9 protein-coding genes are annotated in these 15,957 nt (G+C 42.9%); all 9 read right to left on the bottom strand.

Annotation, left to right across the window (positions count from 1 at the left end; translation table 11 throughout):
• Window positions 1-14: 14 nt before the first annotated feature.
• Entirely contained in the window at window positions 15-1,037 is a 1,023-nt protein-coding gene (locus D1151_RS00780) for a sugar kinase (protein WP_160202868.1), read from the bottom strand.
• A 31-nt stretch (window positions 1,038-1,068) separates the two neighbouring features.
• A complete protein-coding gene (locus tag D1151_RS00785) occupies window positions 1,069-1,701 on the bottom strand; it encodes a bifunctional 4-hydroxy-2-oxoglutarate aldolase/2-dehydro-3-deoxy-phosphogluconate aldolase (protein ID WP_243151101.1) in 633 nt (210 codons plus the stop codon).
• A gap of 206 nt (window positions 1,702-1,907) precedes the next feature.
• Window positions 1,908-2,690, bottom strand: a complete 783-nt coding sequence (locus D1151_RS00790) for a helix-turn-helix transcriptional regulator (RefSeq protein WP_160202869.1) — start codon at window positions 2,688-2,690, stop codon at window positions 1,908-1,910.
• A 193-nt stretch (window positions 2,691-2,883) separates the two neighbouring features.
• Window positions 2,884-3,657, bottom strand: a complete 774-nt coding sequence (locus tag D1151_RS00795; RefSeq protein ID WP_160202870.1) for a class I SAM-dependent methyltransferase — start codon at window positions 3,655-3,657, stop codon at window positions 2,884-2,886.
• A gap of 150 nt (window positions 3,658-3,807) precedes the next feature.
• Window positions 3,808-5,085 carry an amidohydrolase gene (locus D1151_RS00800; protein WP_161907585.1) on the bottom strand — a complete coding sequence of 426 codons (1,278 nt, stop codon included), beginning with the start codon at window positions 5,083-5,085 and terminating at the stop codon, window positions 3,808-3,810.
• Window positions 5,082-6,563 carry a PLP-dependent aminotransferase family protein gene (locus tag D1151_RS00805; RefSeq protein WP_161907586.1) on the bottom strand — a complete coding sequence of 494 codons (1,482 nt, stop codon included), beginning with the start codon at window positions 6,561-6,563 and terminating at the stop codon, window positions 5,082-5,084. The genes D1151_RS00800 and D1151_RS00805 overlap by 4 nt, the downstream gene beginning before the upstream one ends.
• Window positions 6,564-6,698: 135 nt before the next feature.
• Window positions 6,699-7,955 carry a nitrate/nitrite transporter gene (locus D1151_RS00810; protein WP_160202873.1) on the bottom strand — a complete coding sequence of 419 codons (1,257 nt, stop codon included), beginning with the start codon at window positions 7,953-7,955 and terminating at the stop codon, window positions 6,699-6,701.
• A gap of 336 nt (window positions 7,956-8,291) precedes the next feature.
• A complete protein-coding gene (locus D1151_RS00815) occupies window positions 8,292-9,398 on the bottom strand; it encodes a DUF4303 domain-containing protein (protein ID WP_161907587.1) in 1,107 nt (368 codons plus the stop codon).
• Window positions 9,399-9,409: 11 nt separating this feature from the next.
• Window positions 9,410-15,919: an RHS repeat-associated core domain-containing protein gene (locus D1151_RS00820; RefSeq protein WP_161907588.1), complete on the bottom strand. Its 6,510-nt coding sequence runs from the start codon at window positions 15,917-15,919 to the stop codon at window positions 9,410-9,412.
• Window positions 15,920-15,957: the final 38 nt, after the last annotated feature.

The raw sequence follows: 15,957 nt of genomic DNA on the forward strand, positions 1-15,957 counted from the left end.
CTCCTTTTTATCTGTTATCTTTGCACTCTTCCCGATCCATCACCTGCTGCCAATGCCAGAACTTCTTCTACAGATACCAGATTAAAATCTCCCTCTACAGTATGTTTCAGACATGAGGCAGCTACTGCAAATTCCAGTGCCTCCCTATCAGACATACCGGTATACAGTCCATAGATTAAACCTCCGCCAAAACTGTCGCCGCCTCCTACCCGATCAACAATATGAACCGGGTATTCTCTGGAAAACATTGCAGATTCACCATTATACAGCATTGCTGCCCATCTGTTATCGCTGGCAGAAATACTGGTTCGCAAGGTGATTGCTACATATTTGCATCCGAAACGATCTGCCAGCTGCTTCGCAACGTCTCTGTAACCGTCATGATTCAGTCTGCCGCCTGCAATATCAGAAGATGCTGCCGCAATACCGAAGACCTTTTCGGCGTCTTCTTCATTGGCAATACATACGTCAACATACTTCATAAGCTGACCCATGACCTCTCCTGCTCTTTCACTGGTCCACAAATTCTTACGAAAATTCAAGTCACAGCTGACGGTAATATTTCTTTCCTTTGCAGCCTTTACTGCATCCAGACAGATTGCAGCTGTATTAGATGAAAGCGCCGGAGTAATTCCGGTAAAATGAAACCATTCAGTGTCCCTGAATATTTCATTCCAGTCAAAATCTTCCCTTTCTGCTTCTGCAATCGCAGAGTGTGCTCTATCATAAACTACTTTTGACGGTCTTTGTGACGCGCCCTTTTCCAAGTAATAGATACCAACCCGGTTCCCACCTTTTTTTATACAGCTTACATCTACACAATGCCTGCGAAGTTCCTTTACAGCTGCTCGTCCAATTGGATTATCAGGTAGTTTAGTCACAAATGCTGCATTTAATCCATAGTTTGCCAGAGAAACAGCCACATTAGCTTCTCCCCCTCCAAAAGTTGCCTGAAACTCAGGTTCCTGCATAAATCTAAGATAGCCTTTAGGCGCCAGTCTCAGCATGATTTCACCAAATGTTACAATTTTCTTCATGTTTTACCTCCAATCATTGTCATCCGATTATCTATCTTTGTCTTACGCGATTCACAATTTCCATTGCATTCTTACTTAGCTCTGTTACTGCATCCCAATTACTTTCTTTTAGAAGCTGTTCTTTTACCATAAACGAACCTCCGCATGCAATAATACTTTTCTCCTGTAAATACTCTTCAAGATTATTCAAGGACACACCTCCTGTAGGCACAAACCGGATAGAGCTAAAAGGTCCTGCCAAAGCAGAGATTGTTTTAATTCCGCCAAACTGAACTGCCGGAAAAAACTTTACAACAGAAAGGCCCTGCCTCAGCGCCATCTGGATTTCAGTCGGCGTCACACAGCCGGGCAGCGGAAATATTCCTCTCTCCAGTGCAAAATCAACAATTTTCTCATCAAAACCGGGACTGACAATAAATTTAGCACCGGCAGCAGCAGCTCTTTCCGCTTCTTGCACAGTCAGCACCGTACCTGCTCCAACAAGCATATCCGGATATGCCGACAGCATTGCTTCAATAGCATTCTCTGCACCCTGCGCTCTGAAAGTAACTTCTGCACAATTAATGCCTCCCTCTCGCAATGCCTGCGCCAGACGTGCTGCTTTTTCAGTTTCTTCCAGCTTGATAACCGGTATGATACCGGCTTTTTGTAAGTGTTCTCTCATATCCAAACTCATCCTTTCCACAGATTTCTACCTTTACTATACCAATTCCGATACACAGGTAAAATCGCGCACTCGTTTGATTTTTTTGGATAGTTTTTTGATTTTAATAGTACTTTTAGATAAAAAAAGTATCCAAAGTAATAATTTTTTGCATTAAAAAATGGTTATTCTGTTTTTCATTTCAGAATAACCACTCATATAAGCGCTTATAATTCATCAAAATTAATTTTGTCTGTAGATAGCGGCAGACTTTGGAGTAACTGTACTCGATTTTTTACGTGCATTTTTTCATAGAGGCTGTGCAAATGCTTTTTGACGGTATTTACACTGATATGCATCAAATCCGCAATGCGTTCATTGCTGTATCCTTTTACTGCGTAATCAAGCAGTTCGGACTCTCTGCCTGTAAGGCCAAATTCTTTACTGATACGCTCATGATAGCCTTTGGCAAAGAAATAACGGGTATCTCCTTTCTTTGCCTCATAATACAGCCGGTAAGCCAGATGTTTTTGAAGCTGGTCCATAATAAAGAGTTCTCGTTTGGTAAAATCTCCACTTTCTCTTTTTCTATAAAAAGTAATCATACCTACCACTTCTTCGCGAAAAACAATGTTCATACCCATGGCATATCGAAATTGCTGCGGCAAATAAAATTTTTGATAAAAATCAGACTTTTCCATAGCCTCATCGGACAGAAGCTCGCTTTGCACCCAGGCTGCACTGCGTCCGCTGATCTGCAGCCACTGAAGAGGATTACCTTCTCCTGCAGTCTTTTCAAAAATCTCTGTTTCTTTTTCATCCAGCCCATATGAAATACTGTTCTTTATCTGTTCTTCCTCTACCAAAGCGAATACGCCGCCGTCAAATCCCACCAGCATATGAAGCCATTTTAGCGCTGTTCTTCGCATTTCATCAAAAGAATAAATAAAAGACACATTATATGCAATTTCATTTAAAAACATCCATTCACTTTCCTGTAAAAAAGCCATGAAGAGTCCTCCTCTTTGTATGCATGTTTTCCGCAGTTTTGTTTTTGCAGAAAAGCACATTCGTTTTCTATATAGTTAATCTCCTGATTCTCCCATAGTCAGATTCAAGCTTTATCATCATACCATTTACCGCATATAAATTTCAAGAGTTTTTAGTAAAAACAATCAGTCTGCACAACTCCGCATGCCCAGCTTACCGCGTCAGGACGATACAGTCATACCTGACGGATTTTCCCTTAATTGAGTAGCTCGGCTTTACGCCTGCCAGATACGGGCCTTTCAGCGGCCTTTTAATCACGATTCTGCGTGGGCCGCAGGAAATCGCTGCCTGAAGCAGTGCATCCTCTTCAGCGCAGGGCTGCTCCAGCTGCTGCAGCAGCTGAAACTTCTTCTTAATGAGGCCGCTTTTCTGTCTCTTTGGAAACATAGGGTCAAGAACCACGACATCCGGATGTACTGTCTGTTCTTCCAACGCTTTAATACTGTCCTCGCTGTGCAGCTGCATCCGGCTTATAACCTGCTCCAGCGCAGGCTCTGCAAGGCCTCGGCGCAGCACATCATAAAGAAGCGCCGCAATCACCGGATTTCGTTCATAGAGATTCACTTGAAATCCTGCTCCTGCAAGCAGAAATGCATCCTCTCCCAAGCCTGCGGTTGCATCCACTGCGCTCAGCATTTCTCCGTCCTTTGCGCCTTTAAACCTGGCTGCTTTTACTAAAAGCTCTCCGTTCAAATTGTTTGGTTTGAGCCGTGGCTGCAGCTTTCTGAAATCACCGCGCAGCCCATGACCGTTTTCGATCAGTGACAGACCGTCCCGGTCTATTTGCAGGTACGCAGGTGCAATATCCAAAGGTTCCCCTTCCTGCTCCCGCACTGCTTCAACGCCCAGCCGCTCCTCTATATCACGGATAACCGCAGCATCCGCATCAGTTTTTGCATATAAGAAAATGTTTTCACTGTCTTTCATTTAATCAGAATTTCCGTTTCTTTATTATATTATGACCTCTTTAGTATACCAAATCAAAACTGTAAACGGAATAGATAACGGAAAGAATTTTAAAAAGGCTGCGCCGGGTTTTCCCAAAGCGCAGCCTTTACATCTTCTACATCTGTATCATTACATATTCAGTTCTTCCACTGCATGCACCAGCATTTCGATGGCTGCAGGAATGGAATCTTCGTCAAGGTCAAACTCCGGACTGTGAAGCGTCTGGGTAGTGTCACAGCCGATTCCTACGTAGGTAGCGATACCGCCGTTATCCTGTACCTTGTTAATCATGACAGAAGCATCGTCAGTTCCGCCAACGTTTCCCTCAAAGTGGATTTTTTCAAACCAAGGCACTTTCTTCGCAGCTCTTTCGATGACTTCCATCATGGCGTCACTGCTCTGGGCTGCCGGAATTTCACCGAAGTCCTCATAGGTGTATTCCATATCGTACGCCTTTGCAGCACCATCCAGAATGTCAAACACTCTTTTGCGGGCATAAGCAGCGATAGTTCTGGTCTGTCCTCTGTACTCAATGCTCATAAACGCGTTAGGCGCGATGGTATTTACTACAACACCTGCGTTGAGGATGCCTACATTGACTCTGCAAAGTCCCTCTTCGTGGGGCGCGATTGCGTGGAGATTCAGTGCCGCTGTGCAGGCTGCCAGAAGAGCGTTCTTTCCGTTCTGAGAAGCGCCGCACGGGTGTGCCGCTGTACCGTGGAAAGTAACATCAATCTGATCGTCACTTAAGAAGTCCTTGCAGCCGCAGGCGATGGTATTGGATGGCAGCGGCCATCCCTCTGCAGTCAGCGCCATGTGTACAGAAATAAAGTTCATCGCATCGTCCAGATGGCCTTTGTCGACGATGGACTGTGCACCGTTGTAGCGTTCTTCTGCCGGCTGGAAAATGATACGCATTTTCCCTTTCAGCTGGTCTTTTCTCTTCATCAGTTCCCATGCAAGACCGATACCGATAGCTGTGTGTGCATCGTGACCGCAAGCGTGGACGCAGTCTTTGTTGCAGGAAATATACCCCTCATCAAATGGTCTGAAGCCTTCTTTCTGCGGTTCTTCATAAGGCAAACAGTCTATATCGAAACGAAATGCGGTCACAGGACCTTCTTTTCCGGTGTCCAGTTCTGCGATGACACCTGGATAGCCTTCCGTTCTTTCTACGTATTCCGGTTTTGCACCCTGCGCAACGGCTCTTTCCATTTCCGCCTTTTTCTCTTCATCAGAAAGCATTTCAAAGCCAACAGTATCGACATTGATTACATCGGTTCCCATCAGGCATTTGTAGCCTTCCTTCTCCAGAATTTCAGCAATTCTGGCACTGGTTCTGATTTCTCTCCAGCCGATTTCCGGATAATGATGGAATTCTCTTCTGTACTCAACAAATTGATTCATTCTTCTCTTCTCCTATCTTTTACTCTTTTGCATTCATCCAAGGCCTGCCCCAGCAGTGCAACGCCTCGCCTGATCTGCTCATCTGTCACATTAGAAAAACACAACCTAATATGCCCTTTCCTACTGTGACTGTTATCATAAAACACCCAGCCGGGTGTTATTAGAACACCTTTTTCTTCAGCAATTCTAAAAAGTTCTCTTTCATTTATACCGTTCTCCAAAGTGCACCACAAAAGCAGCCCGCCTTTAGGCTTCTTATAAGTAATACCTTTGGCACTAATCTTATCAAGCTCCTCACAAAGAAGATTAAGCCTGGCACTGTAAACCTGCTGTACACACCTGATATGCTTTTCAAACTCACCCGATTCGATATACTCGTTGAGAAAATATTGACTGATTCCTCCGATAGTAGTCTCGTCCACGCTAAGAGCATACCCCATCATATACATCAAGTCCGGCGGTCCCACTGCATAGCCGATTTTCATCATATACGGAAAGGTCAGCGTAAAAGTATCTACATAGATGACCATTTTATTTGCATCTAAGGCATAAAGACTTGGAATTTGATGATCGCTATAAACAAAATCTTTCTGATAATCTTCTTCAATAACCGGCACATTATAGGTATTTGCAAGGCGAAGCAATGTCTGGCGCTTGGCAAGAGACATGGTAATTCCTGTCGGATTGTGATAGTTTGGCTGCGTATAGATGAACTTCGGCTTCCGCTCTCTGAGAGCCTCCTCCAAAAGATCCATCTTCATGCCGTCCTCGTCCATAGGAATCGTGATAACTTCAATACCTCGATTATAAAAAATGCTGTAATTGTCCGGCACCATAGGCGCCTCTGCCACAATACAGTCGCCTTCTCGCAGATACATAATCATCAGATAAGTGATTGTTTGATTGCTCTCTGCAAAGATTTGGATATTTTTTGTAGTCACATAGATGTTCTGATTGGTCAAAAGCTTTCTGACGTTTTCTCGAAGTCTCTCTGTCTCCTGCAGAAACTCCTTCGTGCTGGCAACCTTACTGCTGTCAAAAATTCTGGAAACCACATGCTCCATCCCCTGCACAGGATTTAACCTTCTGTCCATAATCAAACCGCCAAAAGGGATCTGCTCATCGGGCTCAGACTTCCAGTAAATGTCGTTAAACCGCTTCTCAGCTTTGCGAAACTCGTAGCGAAAAGCTTTTTCTAAAGGAAAAAAACGCTTTCCAAACTCCTGGCTTTCCTGCGGAACCTTGACAAAGTAGCCCTTAGGTTTTTCCCTGGACACCACACACAGTTCCTTAGCAATAAGCACATCATATGCCTTGATGATAGTATTTCGATGGACGCCGATTTCTTCTGCCAAACGCCGCTCCGCAGGAAGTTTATAGCCTGATGGAAGTTCTTCCCATAAAATCTTCTTCTCGATTTCTCGTGCGATTTGCTTATAAATCGGTATGCTGCTGCCCTTATCGATCTTTAGCTTCACCCTATCACATCCTATTCTGCTAAAGCAATCCCTTTTTTTGTGTAAAAAGGCTTTTCACGCGGGTTTCTGCGCAAAAATCCTTCTCCATTCGTCGTTTATATTATTTTAAACTTCTGCGCCGAATTATGCAAGAGGTTATGCGTTTTGGGCTCTCAGTTTTTTTACATATCTGTCCCAAACAGTTAGCATCAGGATACCAACAATCATAATAGCTACGATTGCAATGAACAGATAACGATAACCGCTTTCTCCGAAAGTATCCAGAATCTTACCGGAGCAGAACGGAACGATAACTTCCGGCAAATAGCCCAGTGTACATACTAAACCGATTGCAGTACCTGCAACTCTGATAGGCACACCACCTTCATCCATCATGGAGAATACCATGATGTAACCACCGTACATACCTGCATAAATCATGATACAAAGCACGATGAATAAAGTAGAACTCATATTGCCCATAACCACCATCAAAAGTGTACCCAGAGCCATCATAGAGAACGTAACATACATAACCTTGGATCTTCCCAGTTTGTCAGCAATAGCGCCACCGCCAAATGCAGCGATAGGTCTTACATACTGTGCAGCGATTGTAACAAATGCACCTGCTGTTGCCACCATTCCAAATCTGGAAGTTGCATACGGTGTAAAATAGTAGAATGCAATGTTCATTACATAAGTACAGCAGAGGATTGCAGACAGAATCCATACAGCTGGCATCTTGATAACTTCTTTTACCTGTGCAAGGCTGATTTTTTCTTTCTGTTCACCAACTTTTTCTGTTGTATCCGGTTTATTTTCTTTCATGATGAAGAACAGCAGTATGCCAAGTGCGATTGCAATTGCAGAATAATATACAATTACACCATTAAGTCCTGCGGCGTCGCCTGCTTTTTTGCTGAAATATCCAAAGATAGAAACAATCGCAATACCGTCAACTGCATATACCAGACCTCTTCCACCGTCCATAAATCCGTATGCTTTACTCTGTTCGTTTTCGTTGGAAATCTCACGAAGACTCTTCAGAAGGGATGGCCAGAATGCGAACAAGGAAGTGAATCCCCATAATGCGTAAATACCCAGCAGCATTACGTAGTTAGGATTCAGCAGGTGCAAAATTCCACCAAGTCCAGTCAAAATCAAAGATACTGACATCAGCTTCCTGGTGGAAACCATGTCGGCAACAACACCGCCGAATAAATAGGAAATCATTCCAAAAATACCAAACATGGAACCGAAAGTACCCATCTGCGTGTTGTTTAAATGATATGTTTCCAGATAGGCGTCATAGAAATATGATCTGAAATATGGCATACCATAAATCATAGCGCCTGCGATGGTGATAATCACCAGGTGAAACATATGCTTTTTAAGCTTACTTTCTCCGCTCATTTTTCTTTCTCCTTTTTAGAAAATTTTTAAAATAGTTATAATATCTTTTTTTATTATACGAAAAAAAGACTCAATATAAAGTACCAAAAAATTAAAAAAAGCATTTTGGACTAGTCCAAAATGCAAAAACACACCAAAAGGCTCCACCTTTTAGGTAGAGCCTTTTGGCTGCGATATTAATTAAGAAAGAACGTTCAAAAGAAATAATCTGTAACCCTATCTCCTTTTGACATTCTCAGTATAGCAAGAGAATGTGACGATTCTGTGAAAAAAAGTTATCGCTATTGTGTTGAAAAAATTAAGATTTATTAAGAGTTGTTCTATCTTTTTCTTTCTTCAAAGGTAATTCTTCAATGCATCAAAAAACTCTTCTGCCTGTCCATTGGGATTTGCGTTTCTGGTTGCTTCCAATTCTATGTCCTCATATTCATATCCGTGGATAATAACCGCAATATCCTTACCAAAGACCTTTTTAAAGAATCCATCTTCTTGTAATTTTCGTACTGCAGATGAAGTTAGTTCCAGAAGTTTCTTCCAGTCAGTCTCTCTTTCTTCCAAAAGATACATCAAATCTTTTTCTTCCTGATTCCAAAAGGCATAGTTCCATCTTTCCTCACCAACTTGATGTTCTTCTGTATTAAAACTGATAGCAAAATCCGTCACTTCATCTCCGCTATGATTTATAAATACCGAGATTGCGTAAATATTTTCATTTTTCCATGAAGTTACTGTGTTTTTCAAGGCTTTGGAAATATCTGTTTTACATAACGGTTTCTTCACAGTTTTCTGTTTTCCCGTAATTAAACTCCTTATCACTGGAGGAACACGTACCTCACTAACGTCGTTCATCATACATTTTAGTAAGTTCCCTGTTCTATCATAAAAAAATTCAAATCGAAATGTTTCTTCAGAAAACAAATTCCAATAAGCTGCTACTTCTTTGCGTGTTGCACAAAACATTTTGTCTGTATTATCGTATTCGTATTCTTCAAAAGCAAAATCAAACGAACTCTTATTATACGCTGTCAGAAAAATATTCTTTTTCATGTGTTCTTTTTCATATATAGAAACTGTAATGTTTGTCGGGCTTCCTCTATTTATTGAGTATTCAATATTATCTTTTCTGCCAATCCACTCAAAGGAAGATAAAACAAGATTTTCAACTAACACTAAATTCTTATCATTAAAATAATAAATATAATCAGGAGTCGTCTTTGGTTTTATTTTTAATATCCTACCTCTCGAAATATTAGTAACAAAAATTTCTTCTAATAAGCTAGGGCAATAATATCCACGAGATAAACTCTGACCACCTTTGGAATACTCTACTCGAAACACTTCTTTCCTTTTTATGCAGTTTTCCATTTTTTCTATATTTTCATCTGTGAGGATTTGGCGAATCAGTTGATTCGCCAAATCTATATATTCTTTTTTCTTATTCATACCAAATCCCTTTAAAATGGTGCTGCCTTATCCAATGCAGTGATAAACGCTCTTAGATTCTTTAATGCATTTTCAACTTTTCTTTTTTTGTTGCCTTTCTTATCGTATGCCGATTGAATCATCGAGTTCACTATATCAAAATAATCATTTCGGTGAAGCCTTTTATGAAGCCCTTTTTTTATTTTTATTTTATTTATTGGATTCTCAATCTTTATTCCTACCTTATTCAAGATATCTCTTGCTGGTTTTGCTCTTGTCTTTGTTCTTGCAACAATATGGTGTTCTTCATACTTATCTTTATATTTTCTCTTTGCTTTAGAAAAGCTTTTCCCAATTGCTTTTGATAGAGACTTCGCCTTTGACTTCACATACTCGGAGGCTCCGCTTAAAGTATTCTCAATACCTCTAATAGCTCTTCCCCACGCCTCCTGAAACTCTTTTGTAGTTGTAAGATAGGTTAGAGTAATGCCACCTATTACAATTGCCGCTCCTTTTGCAATCCACGGGATAAAGAATATTCCAAAATGCCCACTCGGATCAACGTAATTCACCGGGTTATTCGCACAATACGCATACAAATGCAGCGTGTTCGGGTCATTCTCACTACCCCTGTACGTATCCTCCGTCAAGAACCTTTTATCCGCCGGGTCATAATACCTGGCATTCAGGTAATAAAGCCCCGTGCTCGCATCATAAATTCCTCCGGTATAGCAGATTTCGTTATACAAATCCCCGTGGACAGTCGTCTCGCCAAAATCACTGCATTCATAAGAGTTTGCACAGTTTCCGCTGCTGTCCAAAATACTAGTCGTGCTGGCACGGATATCCTTGTTGTAGAAGTAATAATCCTTACCAGTTTCAGCATCCCGCTCAGCAGCAATGATATTTCCGGCATCACCTAGAAGATTCAGAGACTTCTTCCCTACACTGCCGTCAGTAAAGACTACACTGCCGCATCCATAAGCATAGTGCGTCTCTTCGGAATCCTTGCCCTGTACCTGCTCATACTTGGCAATACGCTGACCCTGACCGTTATACAGATTCTCCTGCCGGAAGACTTCCGCACCATTTTCTGTATAGGTCACCGTATCCAGACGATTATCCGCATCATAGGAAAAATCCTTAACCGCATTGCCGTCTACTTCTTTAATTTGATTTCCGTTAGCATCATAGCTATAAACAGCACTTCCTTTTGTAATCAACTGATTTAAGCTGTTATAGGTGCTTGTAGTCGTTATTCCTTTCTCAGTTTCAGTCAAGCAGTTACCTACAGTGTCATAGGTATATCGAATGCCATTTCCCAATACCATTCGACCTAGATTATCGTACTCATAGTATCTTCTCTCATTTATCTGCTTATCTGTTTCCGTAGAATAAACATTTTTCCTTACTTCTTCTACAATCTGGTCATCATAATTATAGGTATAAATATATTTTTCAGCCTCTCCGTCCCGCTCACTGTCAGTTACTGTGATAGATGTATTTCGATCCAGCTTATCATACCCATAAGTCTTCAATGCATAGCCGGTGCCACCGAGAGCCTCTCTGTTGTCCTTAATCGTTTCAATCTGCCCACGGACGTTGTGTGTGTATTCACGAAGCACTGCGCGGCCTGTGCTCGTAACCGCCGTAATCTCAGAGAGTCTGCCGTAATCATCATAGGCATATTCCAGTGCCTCTACCTGACTGTCAAATCCGGACGGATAGCTTACCCGTACAAGGCGGTCATCATTGTCATAAGCATAAGTAATCCTCCTTGCTTCAAGCTGTCCTTCACTTGGCTGTGCACCCTCACAAGAAACCTCCGCCTCGCTGATCAGGTTTCCACTTTCATCATACCTTGTTTCCGTCCATCTGTAAAGGGTTTTGCTTCCGCTCTCAAAAGCATAATCCTTCATCTCTGATACGTTACCGCCAGTATCATAAGAAAACTCTGTCCGCAGTGTCTGCGCACCTGCTGCATCAAAATAATTGATTGCAATTTCCCTGTCCAGACTGTCATACTCGTAAGTCCTGTAGTTTCCTGCAGCATCCGTCTCTTTGGAAAGGGTTCCATCCTCAGCATATCCATAGGTCTTCGTAATTTCTCCATCAGCGGCATTTCCGATGGTGGATTCGCTGATAACCTGCCCGGAAAGATTTGTAACAGTTCTGCTCTTCGTACCGTTTGCCATGGTAATCGTAACCGAAGAGGCTTCATTTCCCTCCGTTGGGTCTGCATAACTGACTGAGGTTTTCACGGCAGATACGTTCGCATCTTGTACGAACTCCGTCAGTCTGCCCTCTATGTCATAAGCCATCGTGTCTGAATTAAAAAAGGAACTATGGTCGACTCTTACTGCCTGATCCTGATCGTTATAAAACGTCTTACTTTGAATTGAGAATTCTCCAGGTCTGCATCCCTTCGCTTCTCTGTCGTAGTCTGCATCACGAATGGTTCGTATCTGATTGCCTCTGGCATCATAGAGATACGCAGTGATGGCAGTATCCGCCATGGTCTGCCCTTCCCCTAAAGTGACCTGACTCAGGCAATTTCCTGACTTATCGTAGGTGTAGTAGGTGGAAATACCTTGGCTATCCTGACGAAGGACATTACCACTTCCGTCTGTAAAAGTTTTGCTCACCTGACTTCCAGAAACTGTAGTCGTAATCTTAGCATAAACTTTCTCTGTATCCCCAAGGGCTGCGTTTTTATCAATGGAGCCATAATGGATAGACGTAGACTCACTTCTCTGCTTGCCTCCAGTGGTTGTCACAGTGTTTGCAACGCGATTCATATTGTCATAGGTATAGCTTACGCTCTCTGTCTGTGACTTTCCATTCTCTGTTGTAGTAGTCGTCTGGCTGCTTACCGCATCGTTTGCTGTATAGCTGGTTACAACCGTGGTGATACGGCTGCCTTCCTGCTCTGTAGCCCTTGTCACTCTGCCAAAACTGTCATAGGTATAAAAGCCCATAGACTTCAATACGCCGCAAACAGTAACGGTGCTTTCCAGCTCTCTGCCCATCAGGTCATATTTCGTAACGGTCACTGTAACGGTATCGCCTACGGTTTCCGTAGTAGTCTCCGTCTTATTACCCGCACTGTCATAGGTGTATGAATAAGTCACAGTACTGGTCACAACGCCGTTGATACTTTCTGTCTCAGATTCGATTTCTCCATAAAGGAAATCATCAATATCTCCGTCTTCTTCTGTATAGTAGTCATAGTCTGTACGGACTCCTGTAATATTGTCAAACTGTGAAGTCAGATTTCCAAAGATGTCATAGAGATAGGTGAAATCGCCTGTGACAGTACTGCCTCGCCTTGTGATTTCACGACTTGGAAAATCTTCATCAAATTCTCCAGTATTGTCGTATTCATACTCAACCAGTTCCTCCCACTGACTGATTTCTGTGGCTTCTTCTGTCACATTTAAGGTATCATCGTATTCTGTAGTCGTCACATAAGTATCAATCTGCTCTGTTACAAGACCTGTTTCTTCACCAATTACCTCATAAGTAACCTGCTCTGTGGTCTTTGCCAGCATTTCATCGCGATAGGAATATGCCGTGACGAGACCATTTCCGTCGACTACCTCCAGACAGTTTCCCGATGCCACGTCAAAGGCAGCTGTTTCTTCGCTCAATGTAAAGCCATCTTTTTTCACGGCAGTTACAGTCTGTTCCATGCCTTCTGCGCCTTTACTGCGAGTAAACAAAAGACTTTCTCCGTCTGGATAGACTGCTTCCTTTACGCTGCCATCTCTGTCTGCCTCTATCTGATAGACATTTCCTGCAGCATCTGTCATGATTTTTAAGTTTCCATTTCCGTCATACCCATAGGTAAAGCTTGCGCCGATTTCTCCGCCTGTTCCCAGCTTTGTCGCCTTGGAAAGACGACCATCTGCATAAGTATATGCCATACCGCTTCCGTCAGGCATGATGACTTTCTTGACTGTTGCAGGGTCAGTACCTGCCTTATCGTTATATACAAAAGTCATTTCCAGATTATTGCTTGTCATGACGCTTTTGACAAGCCCTGTATAAAGATCATAGGTAAAGAGAAGGAAATTTCCATTCGGCTCTTCCATATATACAAGCTGCCCGGATGCACTAAAATAGTAGCTGAGATTCTCCTTAGTTTCTACAAGGTAAGCTGCTTCTATCGTCTTTTCTACTTTGCCATCCTGTGACCCAGTACTCTTATCCGGAAGCTTTATGGTAATCTTTCCTTCCTCGCCGGAAAACTTGCGAAGTGTCAGGTATTTTCCCATGGATGAAATATACTCGCCGCTTGCGTTAGGCTCCTTTGTAAAGAAGAATAACGTGCCGGAACTATCCTTCATCACAAGCCTTTGCCCTGTCTCCAGTTTATCGCTGTAATCTGTCGAAAGAAGCTCAATATCATAATTATGGTTCCAGCCGATACCAAAAGCTGATTTTGAAGATGCCATACTGTTGTAGGTGCGCGTAAGTTCCACAGGAAGCTGTTCATTCGGCAAGGTCAAGTCGGTCTGCTCATAGAAGAAGTTCCCCTGACTCTTTTCGATAGCGCCGCTGCCAGAAGGCATCTGAAAATCTGCATAGTTCCAATATTCTTTATATCCAAGGCGTTTGATGAACTCATTCTCATCAACCACAGTACTTTCTGCTTCGTCAGAAAAAGCACTATAGCTGATGACCGCTCCCTTATTATCTCTTTTAACAGCACGAACCCGGTAGTAAAATCTGGTCTCGTAGTCTGCGTTAGGCTCAACAAAGCAGCCTGCATTTACTTCCGCCAAAGGCTCCTGCAGCAAAGGATCAAAGCCCTTTTCTGTACTGCGATAAATTTCGTAGCTGATATCCTCCGGCAATCTTTCCGGAATCTTCCACTTCAGATAAGTCTTATAATTGATCTTATCCTTGGCAGAAAGACCTTTTGGACGGTAGTTTTCCATTCCGTCTATGACAAAGGTTTCCGTCTCCAGCCTGTCAAGGGTAAGCATAACTTCTGATGGCATGCCGTTTTCTTTGACCGCCTTGATGGTCAGACTTTCGCTTGTAAGAGAGCCGTCTGACAGAGATAGAATCTCCACAGTTTCCCCTGCTTTAATCTCTACAAAATCCCCCGTCGTCTTTGCATAGTAAGTACAGTCTTCCTCAGATTCCCTTAAGGTAAAGCTGACCATATTTTCCATGGTAACAAGCCCTTCGCCCTTTTCATTAAAGGAAATCTTCTCCGCCCGTGCATTTTCTATGAGTGTGCTGCTATAAGCTGCGCCGCCGAAAAGTCCATGGGTTACAGCAGCGACGCAGTATGGTCTTCCTTCCTCATATTTTCCCTTACCGTCTTCTGTTTTTAGACTACTGGTCTGGCTGTTTTCTTCTGCTTTCTGATTCTCAATGTACCAGTCGGCGCTAGAAAGAGTAAAGCTTCTGAAAAAGCCTGCAGTCAGCTGCATATATGCTGCATCTGTGCCAAATATGATCTGCGGGCTGTCATAGTTTTGATCGTCCGGTCTTTCGATACGAAAAGCCGGATCTACAATTGTTGGCGCTGGACAATTCTCGTCCTTATATATATCACAGGTTACAGTTTTCACGTTACCTGCAATGTCCATTACTTCCAGTTTGATGGTATACCAGCCGGCTGCATAGTTTTCGTTATACAGACCTATGTCGCCGAAAAGCGCATCTTCCTTTTCTGTATCACCAGAAAGCACCTCTCTGTAGCTTTCATCTGCCGCTGATTTTTCTTTGATATATATTTTCCAGCCGGAAAATTCTTCATCTGCAGCGCTGCCTCTGATGATACCCTGATCTGCCTCTGCAATCTCTGCTGTAGGAAGAGTCTTATCCACTCTGATATTGATGGTTCTCTCTTCGCCCGGCAGACCGTCCTGATCAATTGCCCGCACGCTGAGTATATATGTACCTTCTTTATCCGGAAGCACTGCGGTAAAAGTGCCGGAAAGTGTCGTAATGCCGGTAATATCGGTCCAGTCCGCATCTTTTTCTTCTACTTTGTACTGCAGACCGGTAATCGCTTTGACAGAAGATGGCATGTTAAACTGCACCATCGTTTCTCCGCCCTTTGAGGTGGCAGCAGTAAGCTGCGGCTTTGCAATGCGGTTAGCTATCGTAATTTCTTTAGTGATGGTCTTTCTGTTTCCTGCCGCATCGGTTAGGTTCATCTTCAGCACATAGGTACCGTTTGCTGTTTTTCTTGTATCAAAGGCTTTAGAATTTGCACCGGAGGTAGAGCCTGAAGCGTTGTCATAGATATCGCAGACTTTTTCACCAGCTGCGCCATTCTCTCCCTTTTGATGCAGGCTCATGATATTGCTGACAACCGGGCTTCCGGTATCCAGGTCTGGAGTTCCGGTAATGTACGAAATACCGGAAAGCTCATTTGTCTCTGTAATTTCACCTTGATTTTTTGCTGAAATGCGTCCTGTCGGCGGCTCATTGTCAAACCAGTAAGGAATCTCGCTGATGCATGCATTACCTGCCTCGTCGGTAACCTTTACATAAATAGCATATCTTCCCTGTATCACAAGGCTTTCTTCGATGTAGAAGGTTGCTATGTACCCGC

Source organism: Emergencia sp. 1XD21-10 (assembly GCF_009936045.1).
GTDB classification, from domain to species: Bacteria; Bacillota; Clostridia; order Peptostreptococcales; family Anaerovoracaceae; genus Senimuribacter; species Senimuribacter intestinalis.

What these genes read in the sequence shown, in the direction of transcription:
- D1151_RS00800 (WP_161907585.1), bottom strand. Translation starts at nt 5,085, where the DNA reads ATGAATCAATTTGTTGAGTACAGAAGAGAATTCCATCATTATCCGGAA.
- D1151_RS00810 (WP_160202873.1), bottom strand. Translation starts at nt 7,955, where the DNA reads ATGAGCGGAGAAAGTAAGCTTAAAAAGCATATGTTTCACCTGGTGATT.
- D1151_RS00780 (WP_160202868.1), bottom strand. Translation starts at nt 1,037, where the DNA reads ATGAAGAAAATTGTAACATTTGGTGAAATCATGCTGAGACTGGCGCCT.
- D1151_RS00790 (WP_160202869.1), bottom strand. Translation starts at nt 2,690, where the DNA reads ATGGCTTTTTTACAGGAAAGTGAATGGATGTTTTTAAATGAAATTGCA.
- D1151_RS00795 (WP_160202870.1), bottom strand. Translation starts at nt 3,657, where the DNA reads ATGAAAGACAGTGAAAACATTTTCTTATATGCAAAAACTGATGCGGAT.
- D1151_RS00785 (WP_243151101.1), bottom strand. Translation starts at nt 1,701, where the DNA reads ATGAGAGAACACTTACAAAAAGCCGGTATCATACCGGTTATCAAGCTG.
- D1151_RS00815 (WP_161907587.1), bottom strand. Translation starts at nt 9,398, where the DNA reads ATGAATAAGAAAAAAGAATATATAGATTTGGCGAATCAACTGATTCGC.